This is a genomic window from Candidatus Viridilinea mediisalina (assembly GCF_002532535.1).
Classification (GTDB): Bacteria; Chloroflexota; Chloroflexia; order Chloroflexales; family Chloroflexaceae; genus Viridilinea; species Viridilinea mediisalina.
Window position 1 is genome coordinate 14,106 of record NZ_NQWI01000021.1, and the last position, 16,529, is coordinate 30,634.

At 57.7% G+C, this 16,529-nt stretch carries 14 protein-coding genes; 13 read left to right on the top strand and 1 reads right to left on the bottom strand.

Annotated features, from left to right (window positions below; translation table 11 throughout):
- Window positions 1-11: 11 nt before the first annotated feature.
- The 6 genes from menE to CJ255_RS23410 all read left to right on the top strand — a co-directional run bounded on the left by menE (window position 12) and on the right by CJ255_RS23410 (window position 6,799).
- Window positions 12-1,583, top strand: coding sequence for an o-succinylbenzoate--CoA ligase (gene menE, locus CJ255_RS06895; RefSeq protein ID WP_097643352.1), 1,572 nt, complete (start codon window positions 12-14; stop codon window positions 1,581-1,583).
- A 252-nt stretch (window positions 1,584-1,835) separates the two neighbouring features.
- Window positions 1,836-2,492 (top strand): TetR/AcrR family transcriptional regulator, encoded by a 657-nt coding sequence (locus tag CJ255_RS06900; protein WP_097643353.1) that lies wholly within the window; start codon window positions 1,836-1,838, stop codon window positions 2,490-2,492.
- Window positions 2,489-3,274: a 4Fe-4S binding protein gene (locus tag CJ255_RS06905; RefSeq protein ID WP_097643354.1), complete on the top strand. Its 786-nt coding sequence runs from the start codon at window positions 2,489-2,491 to the stop codon at window positions 3,272-3,274. Before CJ255_RS06900 ends, CJ255_RS06905 begins: the two co-directional genes overlap by 4 nt.
- Window positions 3,275-3,523: 249 nt before the next feature.
- Window positions 3,524-4,612, top strand: a complete 1,089-nt coding sequence (locus tag CJ255_RS24380) for a hypothetical protein (protein WP_245863231.1) — start codon at window positions 3,524-3,526, stop codon at window positions 4,610-4,612.
- A 136-nt stretch (window positions 4,613-4,748) separates the two neighbouring features.
- Complete coding sequence (locus tag CJ255_RS23405; RefSeq protein ID WP_165774597.1) at window positions 4,749-6,293, top strand: hypothetical protein; 1,545 nt, start codon at window positions 4,749-4,751, stop codon at window positions 6,291-6,293.
- A gap of 209 nt (window positions 6,294-6,502) precedes the next feature.
- Window positions 6,503-6,799, top strand: a complete 297-nt coding sequence (locus CJ255_RS23410) for a helix-turn-helix domain-containing protein (RefSeq protein WP_165774598.1) — start codon at window positions 6,503-6,505, stop codon at window positions 6,797-6,799.
- Here CJ255_RS23410 and CJ255_RS06920 read toward each other — a convergent pair.
- Window positions 6,748-7,635, bottom strand: a complete 888-nt coding sequence (locus tag CJ255_RS06920; protein WP_097643356.1) for a DNA adenine methylase — start codon at window positions 7,633-7,635, stop codon at window positions 6,748-6,750. The two genes, CJ255_RS23410 and CJ255_RS06920, sit on opposite strands and share 52 nt — an antisense overlap.
- Before the next feature lie 192 nt (window positions 7,636-7,827).
- On the opposite strand from CJ255_RS06920, the gene CJ255_RS06925 reads away from it, so the two are divergent.
- From CJ255_RS06925 to CJ255_RS06955, 7 genes are all read left to right on the top strand, one after another.
- Entirely contained in the window at window positions 7,828-9,435 is a 1,608-nt protein-coding gene (locus CJ255_RS06925; protein WP_097643357.1) for a PAS domain-containing sensor histidine kinase, read from the top strand.
- Window positions 9,432-10,088: a response regulator gene (locus tag CJ255_RS06930; protein ID WP_097643358.1), complete on the top strand. Its 657-nt coding sequence runs from the start codon at window positions 9,432-9,434 to the stop codon at window positions 10,086-10,088. The genes CJ255_RS06925 and CJ255_RS06930 overlap by 4 nt, the downstream gene beginning before the upstream one ends.
- A 289-nt stretch (window positions 10,089-10,377) precedes the next feature.
- Complete coding sequence (locus tag CJ255_RS06935) at window positions 10,378-10,758, top strand: hypothetical protein (protein ID WP_097643359.1); 381 nt, start codon at window positions 10,378-10,380, stop codon at window positions 10,756-10,758.
- Window positions 10,759-10,969: 211 nt separating this feature from the next.
- Window positions 10,970-11,674 (top strand): PIG-L deacetylase family protein, encoded by a 705-nt coding sequence (locus CJ255_RS06940; protein WP_097643360.1) that lies wholly within the window; start codon window positions 10,970-10,972, stop codon window positions 11,672-11,674.
- A gap of 143 nt (window positions 11,675-11,817) precedes the next feature.
- The gene (locus tag CJ255_RS06945; protein WP_439100141.1) at window positions 11,818-12,498 is read left to right on the top strand and encodes a response regulator transcription factor; all 681 of its coding nucleotides are present in this window, start codon (window positions 11,818-11,820) and stop codon (window positions 12,496-12,498) included.
- Window positions 12,499-12,616: 118 nt separating this feature from the next.
- Window positions 12,617-13,831, top strand: a complete 1,215-nt coding sequence (gene rpsA / locus CJ255_RS06950) for a 30S ribosomal protein S1 (RefSeq protein WP_097643361.1) — start codon at window positions 12,617-12,619, stop codon at window positions 13,829-13,831.
- Window positions 13,832-16,360: an ATP-dependent Clp protease ATP-binding subunit gene (locus tag CJ255_RS06955; protein WP_097643362.1), complete on the top strand. Its 2,529-nt coding sequence runs from the start codon at window positions 13,832-13,834 to the stop codon at window positions 16,358-16,360.
- Window positions 16,361-16,529 lie beyond the last annotated feature (169 nt).

Consider the following 16,529-nt stretch of genomic DNA (forward strand, 5'->3'; position numbering starts at 1 on the left):
AAACCTGAACCATGACCAACACCCAGCTTCCCGATTGGCTCGCCCGCCGGGCGGCGCTGCACCCCGCACGTCCGGCGATCATCAGCAGCAGTGCGATGTGGTCGTTTAGCGAGCTTGATGCGCGCGCTCATGCTGTGGCAGCAGGCTTGCAGGGCTTGGGGGTTGCTCCAGGCATGCGGGTCGCCATCTTGGCTCACAATAGTGCGCCGTATGCTGCCGTGCTGCATGCGGCACCACGCGCCCAGATGGTGCTTGTGCCGCTCAATACGCGCCTGAGCGCCGCCGAGCTTGCGTGGCAGCTTGGCGATTGCGGGGCGCACCTGCTGCTCTACGATGAAGCCCATGCCCACCTAGCCAAGACCCTCAGCGTGCCGCAGAGTGTGGCGCTGGAGGAGCTTGGCCCACAAACAGTACAGAGGAGCGCAATAAGCTACGATGCCTTGCCCCCCGCTCCCACGTTGTGGGAGCGGGGGAAAGGGGGTGAGGGCCATCCAGAGCCTCCCAATAACCCACCCTCATCCCCACAAGCAGATGCGCCCCTGATCAAGCTTGATGCGCTGCACACGATCATCTATACCTCCGGCACTACGGGGCGACCCAAGGGGGCTATGTTGAGCGCGGGCAACCACTGGTGGAGCGCGATGGCCTCTATGCTCAATTTGGGGCTGCACGAGGATGATCGCTGGTTGGCACTGCTTCCGCTCTTTCACGTAGGGGGGCTCTCCATCCTGCTGCGCGGCGCGATCTACGGGATGCCGGTGGTGCTGCACGAACGTTTCGAGCCCCATGCAGCCCTGGCGGCCCTTGAGCATGAACGGGTGACCCTGGCTTCCTTTGTGGCGGTGATGCTGGCCCGTATGCTTGACGCGGCGGGAACACGCCCCTTGCCGCCCCACTTCCGCTGTGCGCTGCTTGGTGGCGGCCCGGCCCCCCGGCCCCTGCTTGAAGCCTGTGCCGCCCGTGGGTTGCCGGTGGTACAGACCTACGGCATGACCGAAACTGCTTCGCAAGCGGTGACGCTCAACCCCCACGAGGCGCTCCGCAAACTCGGATCGGCGGGACAACCCCTGTTGCCGCTTGAGCTACGGATCATGCAGGGGGACAGGGAAGCGCCGCCCAACCAGGTGGGCGAAATCTGTCTGCGGGGCCCAATGGTTACGTGTGGCTACTACCAGAACCCAGCAGCGACCGCCGCTGCTCTCAGGGAGGGCTGGCTGCACACTGGCGACCTGGGCTACCGCGATGATGAGGGCTTTCTCTATGTCATTGATCGGCGTGACGACCTGATCATTTCTGGGGGCGAGAATGTCTACCCTGCCGAAGTGGAAGCGGCCTTACTGAGCCACCCTGAACTGGCTGAGGCAGGCGTGATTGGCGCACCCGATGCCCAATGGGGGGCGGTGCCCATTGCCTTCGTCGTGGCCAAAGCGGACTGCAAACCCCAGGCTGAAGCGCTGATCGCCCACTGCCGCACGCAACTTGCGGCCTACAAAGTTCCCCGGCGCATCAACTTCGTGGCCGCATTGCCGCGCACGGCTGCGGGCAAATTACGGCGCGGGGTGTTGCGTGAGCTGGAGGATTGAGCATAATACCATGTACGATTGTAGATTGCCGAACATGGCGTCCCAATGGGCTTGAGCGTTCTTGATAATGCGGCATGTTCAAGGGTAATTGGTATAATCCTCGCTTGAGCATCGTTGTCGCATCGCAACCTAAACTAACCAACATTGGGCTAGTCAAGTGGCCTTGCTTCGATTAAAATGAACACTGTTCAGTATATAAACATCGTTCAAGTCGGAGTGAGCCATGTTCGGCAATCTACAATCTGAAATGGTATGAAATCGCATCCTCCCGAAAATGAAACTGACCCACCGATCAGCGCGAGTGCAGCACGACGCACTCAGGCTCGTATTGAGCTACGGGCTAAGATTTTGGCTGCGGCAGCCGAATTGTTCATTGCTAGAGGCTATGAAGGTCTCTCTATGCGGCAATTGGGTGAACGGATCGGTTATAGTCCAGCGACCATTTACCTGCATTTTGCCAACAAGGATGCTCTACTGTTGGCCTTATTGTCAGACGGCTACAACGAGTTGGGACGGCGGCTTGCAGCAGTAGCCGCCGCAACCCACGATCCACTAGAGCGCATTGCGGCAGTAGGGCGAGCCTATGTCGCTTTCGGACGCGAGCAGCCGATGCACTACCAGTTGATGTTTATGCGTCGCGCCGACGTTTTACGCGAACGCTTGGCAGAACGTAGTGAACGTGTGGATGCCTTCCAGGTTTTGCAATTAACCGTGACACAAGCGCAAGCAGCGGGAGTATTGCAGCCCGGTGACACATTAGCAATCAGTCTTACACTCTGGGCCACAGTGCATGGCATGGTAGGGCTCTTTCTTGTGGGGCCACCGCTACCTGAAGCGCAAATTCAGGTAACTATCGAAACAACGATTGCTGGCATACTCTACGGGCTTGCAAAGGAAGGATTACGATGAAAGCACGACAACGTCCGCTTCGTCAGCGTGTTCGTATGACTATCTTGCTCATAGCATGGCTCCTCTTTCCTGTGACCATCTTCTATTTTTCGCCCTACCTGATTGTGCAGGCAACGGCTGAGGGAGTGGTGAGTGGCAGCCTTATCGTCTTTACGTTGATGCTATTGAGTGCGCTATTGCTAGGGCGGGCCTATTGCGGTTGGGCTTGCCCCGCAGCGGGCCTGCAAGAGGCGGCATTACCGATCAATCCGGCAGCGGTTGCATCTTGGTTGGGGCGCATCAAGTGGGTAATCTGGAGCCTGTGGATGGCCTTGCTGATCGTACTCATGCTACGTGCGGGAGGTTATACGCGGATTGATCCATTCTATAACTTGGCAGGTGGGTTGTCGATCAATGAGATCGCATGGTATCCGATCTTCCTGCTGGTCAACGGTCTCGCACTGGGCTTAGCGGTCTTCGCTGGGCGACGAGGATTCTGTCATGCGATCTGCTGGATGGCTCCCTTTATGGTGGTGGGCCAGCGCTTGGGTGCAGCATTACGGTTGCCAAGGCTACGATTGTATACGACGCCGAGCGCTTGTACAGGCTGCCAAGTGTGTACCCGTAGCTGTCCGATGAGTTTGCCCGTGCATAGTATCGTGCAGAGTGAACGGCAGATCAGTGATGACTGTATTCTCTGCGGCAACTGTGTAGATAACTGTAAGCATCAGGCGATTCGCTTCGGGTTTGGTAACCCTGCACGGAGTAAGGTCTGTGACCTTTCAGTCGAAGTAACGAAGTGAACCCTAACCTCATGAAGATCATGTTCGCGCCCTGCTCTACACAAGATTGCGAGATCTCACCTCAAGTGAACAAAATTGTACCGCAGGTAGCGAATACTTCTTAGTTCGATCTATGGACATATAGGCAATTGAATTGTATAATCTGTACGCAGTACTTCGATTTGAGAAAGGTTTGGGTGCTACCCATACCCGTGCAGGAGTCGCCCGAAGAACCGGGTTCTTCGGATTAGGTCTAGAAAGGGCACCTTGATGCCCTATACTATTACCCGTCACAATGAAGACCTGATCTGGGTCGAGATGGAGGGCTATTTAGCCCTACACCAAGCCGAGAGTTACTTCGTTGAGTTGTGGTCAATCCTTGATGCGAGTACGCAACCGCTTGATCTGTTGGTAGACGGGCGGCGGATTGCGGGAGGGGCACCGGGCGCACGTCGCCGCACCGAGCAGGTTGTACATCACCCCAATTTAGGCCATATGGCCTTTGTTGTCGGTGAGTACCATCTGCTCGTTTTTGCACCGTTTGTCAAACTGGTCAGTGGCATTGGCTTGTTTGGCAATGAGCAAGAGGCGCTCAGCTATCTCTATGCTGCACGGGGTCGCCCCATGCACGACCGGGCGCTCTACAATTTGCCGCCCCCTCCGAATACGCGTGAGTTGCCGCCTCTACCAAGTGCCCGCGATCTGCATGCAACCCATACGCTTGCTCGTCCGGCCCCTCAAGCGCCGCAGCCCCCATCTGAGGTGTCTCCTCCATCCCACCAGGTCGAGACGCCGCCTACGCTGCCTGAAGCTGAAACTTCTCTGTTAGCGCGTGAAGTCGCCGCACCTGCCCCCTTCTGCGAAATCCCTACGCCAACCTCAGGGTTTGAAGCAGCGATCCCACCAAGCCCTGCGCCAGCCACCGAACCCGAGGCTACTACCCTCGCCCATCTGCTCAGTGAGCCCCCCACGCCAGCCGTTGAACCAGAGGCCGCCACCCTCGCCCATCTGCTCAGTGAGCCCCCCACGCCAGAGCCGACAGCCAGCGATCCGCTGCCTAACGCAACGACCGCATTAGTTGCTCTGCCCAGCGAACCGCCCGCAGTAGCCAAGGTCGAACCGCCGCCACCGCCGTCACCAGCCCATGTGTTTGAGCGACCACGACCAATTATCCAGCCCCATCCCGATCCCATCCAAGCAATACGGGCGCTCGAACCCAATCGCTACCACTCACCCCTTGGCGCCCCCCACATCATTCGACGGCCCTTACCCCCCCGCCCCGCTTCACGCAAAAAGCAGACACCTATCTATGGCACGTTTGATAGCCAGGGATCGGGCGATGGAGGAAGTTCGCAGTAGGGCTGATTGATCTTCACCACTACTGAAATCGTCCTTTAGAATGAGCCATGAACCGTGTGTTTTGGCGTATCATGCATAGGTGCTATCTGGGCACCTTGTCCCTGCGTAGCACCCATAGCTATGTTAGGAGGCACCTATGCTACGCCAATCTCTCACGCGCTTAACCAACCTGCTGCTTGTCCTTATGCTCCTGCTGACTGGTGGCGTTGGGCTGGTCACCGCCGCTGGGCCGCAGGTCTACCCCGGTGAGCGCGTACACTTTACGTCAACCGGCTTTAGCCCCAATGAGCAAGTAGACTTCTGGATTACCGATCCCCAAGGGCTCAGTCGCCCCCGTTCGCCCGCTGTGCGTGCCAATGCCGATGGCGCGGTCGAATGGTCGTGGGATGTACCCCTTGATGCGCCCGGCGGCCAGTGGATGGCGGTTGCCCGTGGTAGCCGCTCCAACCTGCAAGTGCCCTCACCCTTCACGGTGATTGCCCCTCCAGCGGCCCCCCGTGAAAGCCGCGCCGAGCCTGCAATTGGTGCCGTTGGTACCACTTTCCACTTCACGGTTGGCGGCCTCCCCCCCGGCGAGCGCTTTGGCCCTTGGTTGCGTGGCCCCGATGGGCGCGATTACGACATCGATCCCGAAGGTGAAGATATTCCTACGCTGACGGTGGCTGATGACGGCTACCTGCGTTGGAGTTGGACCGCCCCTGCCGATAGTCTGCCTGGGGCTTGGCGTGCCCTGGCGCGCAGCCGCACGGGGGCAGCCCTCGTTGAGATCACCTTCACCATCACCGGCAGCGCCCCACCCGCCGCCGAGCGCCGTGTTGAGCCTGCGGTTGGCGCTCCTGGTACCACCTTCCACTTCACGGTTGGCGGCCTCACCCCTGGTGAAGTTGCAGGCGCTTGGCTCAGTAATCCACGCGGCATTGCGGTCGAAGGCACGCCCTACCTCACCGTGGATCGCGCTGGCATCGCCCGCTGGACATGGACAGCCCCAAGTGATGCGTTAGCCGGGCGCTGGCAGGCGGTTACCCGTGGCACCGAGAGTAGAACCGAAGTAATCCTCGATCTGACCATCGTCGCCAGCGAGACAGCCCCCGCACCCGCCCCAAGCCCTGATGCAAGCCTCAGCGCCAATGTCACCCCCAACGTTGGGCACGCGGGCAGCACGCTCCACTTCAGCGTCAACGGCATGGCCAGCAACGACCGCGAGTTGTCCTACTGGTTCATTGACGCCAGCGGCGCACCCGTGGCAGTACACGAAAGAATCCCCGTGGATCGCCACGGCCATGCCACATGGACATGGGAAGTTCCCCGGATCGCCGAGCCGGGCATCTGGACCATGACCGCCCGTGGGCGCAATAGTTACCGCGATGTGAGCGTCAGCTTCGTGATCGAAGCTGTGCCGCCCCCCAGCTTCAGCGTCGAACCCGCCGCTGCCCCGGCGGGCACCCGTTTCAGCTTCTTCGTTAGCGACTTCAACCCCTACGAGCGCGTCGATTCATGGGCCGAAGGCCCCGACGGGCGCAACATCCACGGCCAACTCGCCGAAGTCCGGGCCAACCGCCAAGGCGAAGCCCGCTGGACGTGGCAAGCCCCCGACGACATGATCCCCGGCAACTGGATCATGCACGTTCAAGGCCGCGACCGCCAATTGCAACTGACCATTCCCTTCACCATTACGCCGTAGGCTCGCTGATTTCAGATTGTAGATTTCAGATTGCAGATTGCAGATTGCCGAACATGGCGTCTCAATGGGCGTTCGCGTTCTTGATTAGGTCAAGCAGTTCGGGTTACAAAAGACAACATAAGGTAAAACATCGCAACAACTCCCTTCTATGGGACACGAAAGGGCAGGTATATGAGAAGGTAGCGCTTGGATACAGACCAAACGAAGTTATGCCCAAGCGCATCCAAGATCTTCCAGAGGAATATCTGGTCAATCAGCGTGCCGTTGCCCGCGATATTGGTGTGCGTGTGCGCACACGCCGCACCGCACTTGATCTGACCCAAGAGCATCTACGTGCGCGCATGGAACTTGAACGGGTTGTCGTTAGCCGCACGCAGTTTAGCCGCATCGAAAATGGTGAGGCGCTCCCCAATGCATCAGAGATCATTGCCCTCCATAAGATTCTCGGCGTGAGCTATACTTGGCTCTTGGAAGGCTCCGAAGAAGGGGAGACAGAGGTATCGTGATAACTACAGACGATTAACTCCTCTACCACACCCCGTTTTTTGCCATCGCAATTGATTTTACGGCTCGCCATAATCGCTTCATGCACCGGCTGGCCAATATAGAGTTCACGGGCAAGGGTCGTATAAGAATTACTGAGCATCACATAGCAACCCCGTTCAAGCAGTTGCAAAAAAACCTGCGCCAAGCGCACCTGATCGGCCTCAGCAAAGCCTTGGTGGGTATAGGCCGTAAATGATGCTGTTGCACTCACCGGAACATAGGGCGGATCAAAGTAGACAAAATCATCCTCCTGGGCATGCTCTAGCACCAGCGCAAAGTCGCCGACATGCAACTCTGCCGCTTGCAGCACCCGGCTCGCCTCGCGCAAATTATCGGGGTCAACAATCAGCGGCTTCTTATAGTTGCCAAAAGGCACATTAAACTGGCGCTTATTATTGAGCCGATAGAGGCCGTTGTAGCATGTCCGATTGAGGAAGATCGTGCGGGCTGCCCGTTCGACTAGCGGGCGTTGGGCAAACCCAGGCTGGCGATCCCAAGCGCGAACCGCATAGAAATACTCTTTGTCACTCACATGGGGTTTATGCGCTTGCAGTGCAGCAATTAATTCCTCAACATGGTGTTGCACCGCTCGATAGCAATCAATTAACTCCGCATTATAATCACTCAAGAGCGCCCCCGATGCCAAGCGCCCAGCCGCCGACAAGCTAAAGAAGAGCGCCCCACCACCCAGAAAGGGCTCGTGATAGCGCCGAAACTGCATTGGTAACCGGCTCGTCAGTTCAGGCAACAACTGGCCCTTACCGCCAGCCCACTTGATAAAGGGACGAATTGGCACAATCGCTCCACACGCTTTACCATGTCTGTCTGAGGGTGGATTATAGCACATCCGTTAGGCTGGGGGGCGAGCACGCCCCTCGGCGGGGGGATGTGGTCGAACCCTAACCCAAGACTGTACACAATGTCCCTAGAGATCGTATACTACATACAAGCCGCACATCTGAACGCGGCCCGATAAGGGGTATGTACCATGAACCCGACGCGGCCCGGCGATCAGTTTGATGCCGAGCACCTGCGCCAATTGATCGAGCATGCAGCCGATCTGGTCTACTGCTATCGGCTTGAACCTGACCCCGTCTTTGTTTATGTAAGCCCGGCAGTGACCGCAATGACCGGCTATAGCCCAGAGGAGTTTTACGCCGATCCAGAGTTGATCATGCGTATGACCCACCCCAGTGATCGCGGGCTGTTTCAGACGATGCTTGATACCAACGATAGTAGCCACACAACGATGCTACGTTGGGAACGTAAGGATAGCGTCTTCATCTGGACTGAGCATCGCAACCGCGTCGTGCGTGATGCCGCAGGGCAACCGCTGCTCGTTGAGGGGCTTGCGCGCGACATCAGTGATCGCCGCCGTACCGAAGAGGCCTTGAGCCAAGCTCTCAATGCTGAACGCCACGCCCGCTATGTCGCGGAAGTCCTCCATTCCGCCAATATGGGCCTCACCCGCAGCCTCGATGCCGAACATGTGATAGACGCCCTACTGGAACATCTGTCACGCTTGATCCCCTTCGATAGCACCAATGTGATGCTGCTTGATTCCAGTGGTGACCTCGTGGTGCAAGCCTCACGCGGCTACCAACGCTTTGGCTACCCCAATGGCCCACCGCTAGAACCAATTGCGCTGAATGAAGACCCCCTGTTTGAACCAATCCTCAGACGACGCCGTAGCTTCTTGATTATGGATACAGCCCTCACCAACCGCTGGCGTAGTCGCCCCGGTTTTCATCATATCCGCAATTGGTTTGGCGTGCCTCTGATTGCAGGCGAACAAATCATCGGGATATTTTGTCTCGATAAAGCTGAAGCAGCCTTTTTTACCCCTGAACATGTAGATCTGGCCGAACTACTCTCTACCCCAGCCGCCATTGCGATCCAGAATGCGCGCCTCTTCAACGAGGTTCGCAGTGGCCGCGAACGTATGCGTGCGCTCTCAGAACGCCTCGTAGCAGTCCAAGAGACCGAACGTGCCCATTTAGCCCGTGAACTGCACGATGAGATTGGACAAATGCTCACAAGCCTCAGCCTCGCCCTCACCGTTAATGAGCGCATGCCCGCCGATGTGCTACGTGAACGCATTGCCCAAGTCCAACGTCAAGTCAACCAACTGACCTCGCAGGTGCGTACCCTCTCGCTCAACCTGCGCCCGGCGATGCTCGACGACTTGGGCCTGCTGCCCGCCCTCGTCTGGTTTACCCGCCGTTATGCCGACCAGACCGGCATCCATGTGCATTTTCAGCATGCCGGCCTTGATGGCGTCGTTACCCCCGCCATTGGCGCAACCGCCTACCGCGTTGTCCAAGAAGGTCTGACCAATATCGCTCGCCATGCCCATGTCAACCAAGCTCGCGTTCAAGTCTGGACGACTGATCGCATCTTGGCCGTGCAGGTTGTAGATGAAGGCGTGGGGTTTGACGTTGGTCAAGCCCTCACTTCCTATACTTCGAGTGGACTTGCTGGGATGCAAGAGCGCGTCCGTTTGGCCGGTGGGCACCTAAACGTCGAGTCGAGTCATGGAGAGGGTACTCGCATCCTGGCTGAGTTGCCGTTGGGCGGTGCAGAGGAGCAGCTATGAGCCCTTTAACCATTGTACTTGCCGACGATCACGCCGTTGTGCGTTCTGGCTTGCGCGCCCTCCTAGAGAGCGAATTGGAATGTACCATTGTTGGTGAGGCCGGCAATGGCCCCGAAGCGCTCTCCTTGGTTGAACGCCTACAACCAATGCTGCTTGTTGTAGACCTCATGATGCCCGGATTGAGTGGCCTTGAAGTCGCACGCCAAGCCCGTCAGAACGCTCCCCAAACCAAAATCGTCATCCTCTCCATGCACGCCGATGAATCCTACGTGCGTGAAGCTCTGCGCATCGGGGTCACCGCCTATGTCCTGAAAGAGGCTATGTCTAACGATTTTGTCTATGCCCTCCAACAGGCCGCCTCCGGACGACGCTACCTCAGCCCGCCCCTCTCCGAAAAGGCTCTTGATGCCTATGTGAGCCAAACTGCCGAAACAACCCTTGATCTCTACGAGACCCTCACTGCACGCGAGCGTGAGATTCTCTACCTCGCTGCCCAAGGCATGACCAGCGCCGAAATTGCTGAACGCCTCATGATCGGTGTCCGCACCGTAGATACCCATCGTGCCAGTATGATGCGTAAGCTCGGCTTACATACGCCCCTCGACCTGATCCGCTACGCCGTGCGCCGGGGCATTGTAAGCCTTGACAGCTAAGGGATAGTTCGTAGGCACGTTGCCGTTTGCGAGGACACGAAGACGCGAAGACGCGAGGACGGAAAGCCCGCGCCGCTTCGCCTCATGCATCCTCGCAGGATTGTCAAGCAATTATCCGCATGTCTACAGAGGATCATTCCGTATTACTACGGAGTGTATCCGCCCGCCTTTCCTGCTATGCTAAGACCTGAGCGGTGGGATAGTAGCAATGGCGCTGCTATTCCACCCGCCAAAACGTTACGTAGCTCTTGGCGGAGTGGCCGCCTCGTTAGCATACAGGAGGTCGGCCATGTCTGTGATGCAGCGTTCGTATCAGAATCCACCAAACTACTACAGCACCCCCAACCGACTCGATGAAGTCTATAAAGTTACTGAAGCCTTCCGCTCTATTGCTATGGCTTGGGAATCGATTGCCGTCGGTTCGTGGAGCCCGGCGACCATCCAGAGCTTTGCGGCTTTGGCCCGCCGTGTGGCCCTCGATCTCTCAACCTTGGGTTGTGGGGCGCTCGACAAAGCAGTGGTTGATCTCGTGCTGGCCCTCGATACCATCACGGTCACTGGTAACGTTGGTGATGCTCAACTCCGGCGCGTTGATCAAGCCTTAGCCGGGTTACGGGCCATCACCATGCAACGCCTCTTGGCCCTCGATCTCGATCGATCGGAGTCGTAGGTGGCGAAGCACCGATGGTTATGCGCGAGAGCTGCCCACGCTGCTCGGCCAGTGGCGTCTGCGCCATCAGCCGTGGCAAGTGCCGCGAACGCGAAGCGGGCTTCTGATCGCCACGAGCGCGATCTTGGTATACGGGGGGCCATCTGGCCCCCCGCTTTGATTCTAGCCACAACTCTAGACAGCCCCCCACCTCTCGTGTACACTATGCAGCATGCAACACGAAACCACCGATTCAATGACAATCCTGGTGATTGCCGCCCACCCCGATGATATTGAGTTTGGTGTGGCCGGTTCAGTGGCCCGTTGGATGCGCGAGGGGCACCACGTTGTCTACTGTGTGATCACCGATGGCGCCGCCGGTACGAATGCGCCAGACGCCGACCTTGAGGCGCTCGCCACAACCCGCCGCGCTGAACAGAGTGCTGCCGCCGCCACTCTGGGGGTCAGCGATGTGCGCTTCCTCGGCTATCGCGATGGTGTGCTTCAGCCCGCCCTTGAGTTGCGCCGTGAATTGACGCGCTTGATCCGCAGTGTGCGCCCCCAACGGGTGGTGTGTCAAGACCCGACCACCGTCTTTGTGGGTGGGAGCTATATCAACCACCCCGACCACCGCGCCGCTGGTGAGGCCGCTATTTATGCCGTCTTCCCCAGCGCCGAGACGCGCCCCATCTTTCCAGAACTCCTCGATGAGGGGCTAGAACCACACCATGTCCAAGAACTCTATATGACCTTGACGCTCCACCCCGACACCTATGTTGATATTACCGCCTTTATGGAGCGTAAAGTCAAAGCCCTGCTCTGCCACCAATCACAAGTTACGGAAAAGGATGCGGAATGGATCCGCCAATGGGACGCTGAGTATGGCATCAAGGCCGGTACGCCCTTCGCAGAAGCGTTTCGCGTGCTTCGCTTTTAAAGTCTGTCTGAAAAGAGTGTCAGTGCCATACCATGCTCCGTGGCACACGCTGGAGTGCCGGCTTTAGCCGGCTGAAGCCGGCACTCCAGCGCCAAACCATAGACTTTTCAGACAGACTCTTAGGCGTGGGTACAAGTAAAAACATGACAGTGCAACACCTGCTGATTATTGAAGACGAACCTGAGATTGCCAATTATCTGCGGCGTGGGCTGGTACTCGAAGGCTTTCAGGTAACGGTGGCCAACGATGGTCACGCAGGTCTCGCCGCTGCCCGCGAGCAAGCCTTCGATCTGGTGATCCTCGACCTCATGCTGCCCGGACTTGATGGCTTTGAGGTGGCCGGACGGCTCCGTGCTGCTTCAGAAGTGCCTATTATTATGCTTACCGCCCGCGATGCCGTTGCCGACCGCGTGCGTGGCCTTGAACATGGGGCCGATGATTACCTCGTCAAGCCCTTTGCCTTCGAGGAACTGTTGGCCCGTATCCGGGTGCAGTTGCGCCGCCGCCAAGCCAGCCAAGCCCACGATGTCCTCCACTTTAGCAAGCTGCACCTCGACACCGCCGCCCGCGAGTTGCGCGTTGGTGAGCGCCGCGTTGAACTCACCACCAAAGAATATGACCTGCTTGAACTCTTTATGCGCCACCCCAACCAAGTGCTCACCCGCGAGGTGATCTACGACCGCGTCTGGGGCTATGACTTTGGCGGCGAGAGTAATATTATTGAGGTCTATGTGCGCTACCTGCGCCAAAAATTGGAAGCCAATGGCGAACCACGCCTCATCCAGACGGTACGCGGCGCAGGCTATATCCTGCGTGAAGAATAATGCCTACCCTTGCGCTTTGTTCTAGCGCGGCGTATAATGCAAAAGAGTGTAGTATCACTAGTCCTGTTTGTCCCCTGAGATCCGTCGCTCTGTGCAAGGCCGACGCATGGAAGAACTGATGAGGACCGCTGACGATCCGAACGCGACCACTCCGCCGCCTGACCACGATGAGTATGGCGCTTCCTTTGAGGAGGAGGAGCGCGCACTGATGGAGCAATTCCTCAGCGACCCCGCACACGACTATCGCAACCTTAAGTATGGCGATACAGCCGATGGCAAGATTATGCGCGTTGATCGCGATGAGCTATTGGTTGATGTTGGTGCAAAGGCTGAAGGGGTCGTGCCTGCACGTGAGATGCAGTCCCTCGCGCCAGAAGATCGCGCCGCATTGCAAGTCGGCGACACGATCTTGGTCTTTGTTGTCCAGTCTGAGGACAAAGAGGGCCGTGCGATCCTCTCGGTGGACAAAGCGCGCCAAGAGCGTAGTTGGCGCCTGCTTCAGGCTGCCCACGAATCGGGTGATGTGATTAGCGCCCGCGTGGTGAATTACAACAAGGGTGGCCTGCTTGTGAATCTTGATGGCGTCCGTGGCTTTGTCCCTGCCTCCCAGGTGACCGGCATTAGCCGCGGCCCCGATACGCAGAAGCAGTCCGATATGGCCCGTATGGTCAATACCGATCTGCAACTCAAGGTCATCGAGATTAACCGCAATCGTAACCGGCTCATCCTCTCTGAACGGCAAGCCGTTCAAGAGTCGCGCGAGAGCAAAAAGGATGAGTTGCTGATTAACCTCAGTGAGGGCGATGTCCGCACCGGGGTCATTAGCTCAGTCTGTGATTTCGGCGCCTTTGTAGATATTGGCGGTGCTGATGGACTGGTTCATCTCTCAGAAATCTCTTGGAGCCGTGTGAAGCATCCCGCTGAGGTACTCAAGGTCGGCGATAAGGTTGAGGTGGCGATCCTCAGCATTGACCAAGATCGTAAGCGGATTGCGCTTTCGATTAAACGTACCCAGCGTGAACCATGGACGCGTGCGGGTGAACGATACCAGCTTGGGCAGATTGTCGAAGGGACGATTACCCAGTTGGCATCCTTTGGTGCCTTCGCACGGATTGAAGATGGGATCGAGGGACTCATCCATATTTCTGAGATGGGTGATGAACGCATCCAGCATCCCAAAGAGGTTGTGAGTGAGGGGATGCCCATCCAAGCACGCATTATTCGCATTGATCCGGCACGTAAGCGCATGGGCCTCAGTCTGCGTCTTAATCGCGATGACGCCGAAGGTGAAGATGAAGGTGATGTGCCCGCCGATCCGAATGGAGAAGCTTAAATGTCTGACCTCTATAGTAAATTTACACGGCGAGCCAAGCAGGTGCTTCAACTTGCCCATGAAGAGGCGCGCTCGTTTAATCATCCCTATATTGGCACCGAACATATTCTGTTGGGGCTGATCCGTGAGAGTGAGGGCATTGCTGCTCGCGTCCTCGATGATCTCGGTGTCAAACTGGCCCAGGCCCGCAGCGCGGTTGAGTTTATTGTTGGTAAGGGTGAAGGTTCACCCATGACTGACCAAGAGTTGACGGCGCGTGCCCAGAAGGTGATTAAGTATGCGATTGAGGAGGCGAGCCGCCTCAATCATCACTATATCGGTACCGAGCATCTGTTGCTTGGCTTGGTGCGTAATGGCGAAGGCGTCGCTACGGGCGTCCTCGATATTATGAATGTTTCGCTCGAACAGGTGCGGAACCAGGTGATGCGTGTGCTGCGCCACGGTACCGCCGGTAGCGTCGAGCAACGTTCCGGTACGACCGGCCAATCCGCAGCCCAGCGCCAGTCCAAGACGCCCTACCTGGACGCCCTTGGTACTGATCTCACTGAGATGGCTGAAGGCGGTCGGCTCGATCCGATCATTGGCCGGCAGCACGAGATCGAGCGCGTCATCCAGATTCTTTCGCGCCGCACCAAGAATAATCCGGCCCTTATTGGTGAGCCGGGGGTTGGCAAGACCGCTATTGTCGAAGGTTTGGCCCAACGCATTATTCAGGGCGATGTGCCCGATAGCATCAAGGGTAAACGGGTCGTTACCCTCGATATGGGTGCGCTCGTCGCCGGTACCAAGTATCGCGGCCAGTTTGAGGAACGCCTCAAGCGGGTGATTGATGAGATTAAAGAGACGCGCTGCATCCTCTTCATTGATGAGTTCCATACCATTATTGGGGCCGGTGGGGCCGAAGGTACCCTTGATGCGGCCAATATCCTCAAGCCGGCCCTTTCGCGTGGTGAACTCCAGACAATTGGAGCTACTACGCTCGATGAGTACCGCAAGTACATCGAGCGCGATGCGGCCCTTGAGCGGCGCTTCCAACCTGTGATGGTGGACGAGCCAAACCTTGATGATACCGTCCTCATTCTGCGCGGGATCAAGTCGCGCTATGAGGACTTCCACCAACTGCAGATCTCCGATGAGGCGATTAAAGCCGCTGCCGCCCTCTCGGCGCGCTATGTGCCCGACCGCCAACTGCCCGATAAGGCCATCGATCTGATTGATGAGGCCGCCAGCCGGGTACGCATGTACCGCAGTGCCACGCCGCCTCAACTGCGCGATGCCCTGCGTGGCCTTGAGGCGCTGCGCAAAGAGCGTGAGGCCGCTATTGAGGATAAGCAGTTCGATCTGGCGAACGATCTGCGTGAACGCGAAGAGCGCATGCAGAATCGCATCACCTCGATTGAAGCCGAGATTGCTGAAGCCGGTGGGGTTGAACGGGTCGCTGAACGCCCCTATGTCACCGATGAGGACATCGCTGAAGTGGTCGGCATGTGGACTGGTATTCCAGTCACGCGGCTCAAGGGCGATGAGACGATGCGCCTCATGCAGATGGAGAATTTCCTGCATAACCGCGTGGTCGGTCAGCAAGAGGCGATTGTGACGATCTCGAAGGCGGTACGTCGCGCCCGCGCCGGTCTGAAAGACCCCAAACGCCCGATTGGGAGCTTCATCTTCCTGGGGCCAACCGGCGTCGGTAAGACTGAGTTGGCCAAGACTTTGGCCGAGTTCATGTTTGGCTCGGAAGAGAGCCTGATCAAGATTGATATGTCGGAGTTCCAAGAGCGCCACACCACCTCGCGCTTGGTCGGCTCGCCGCCAGGCTATGTCGGCTACGGCGAGGGCGGGCAGCTTACCGATGCGGTGCGCCGTAAACCCTACAGTGTCGTCCTCTTCGACGAGATTGAAAAGGCTCACCCCGATGCTTTCAATCTGCTGCTCCAGGTGCTGGAGGACGGGAACCTCACCGATGGCAAGGGGCGTAAGGTTGATTTCCGCAACACGATCATCATTATGACCTCCAATGTGGGCACCGAGCATATTCGACGCGCTAGTCGCATTGGCTTTGGCAGCAACGCCGATGAGATTGACCAAGGCGATATGCGGCGCAAGGTGGATGACGCCCTCAAGGCGCTCTTCCGCCCCGAATTCCTCAACCGCATTGATGCCAACATTATCTTCCACCCACTCACCACCGAAGAGATCCAGCGCATCACGAGCTTTATGCTGCGACGTGTCCAGGTGCAACTGGACGAGCATCAGATGAGCTTGGAGGTTGAGCAGGATGCCCTCGATATTCTGGCACGGCGCGGCTACGACCCGGCCTTTGGTGCGCGTCCGCTGCGGCGCATTATCACCAATCTGATCGAAGACCCCCTGGCCGAAGGTTTGCTTGAGGGCAAATTCCGATCGGGAGATGTCATCATCGTAGACACCGAAAATGAGGAGTTGCGCATGCGCTCGCGCCACCAGATCAATGGCGCTGGTGATGCGGCTCAGGACGAGACTGAAGCAAATGCCGCGTTGGTAGAATAATACCAATTACCATTGAGCATGCCGCATGCCCAATGACAATCTAGCGTATTGAGATACCATGCTCGGCTTTCAGCTATCGGATTTGGCAAACCTCTCACCATGCGCTCATTCACAACACAGTGCCCAAGTGCTATACTGAAGCTGTGAGGGATGCCACACGATCCCTCCC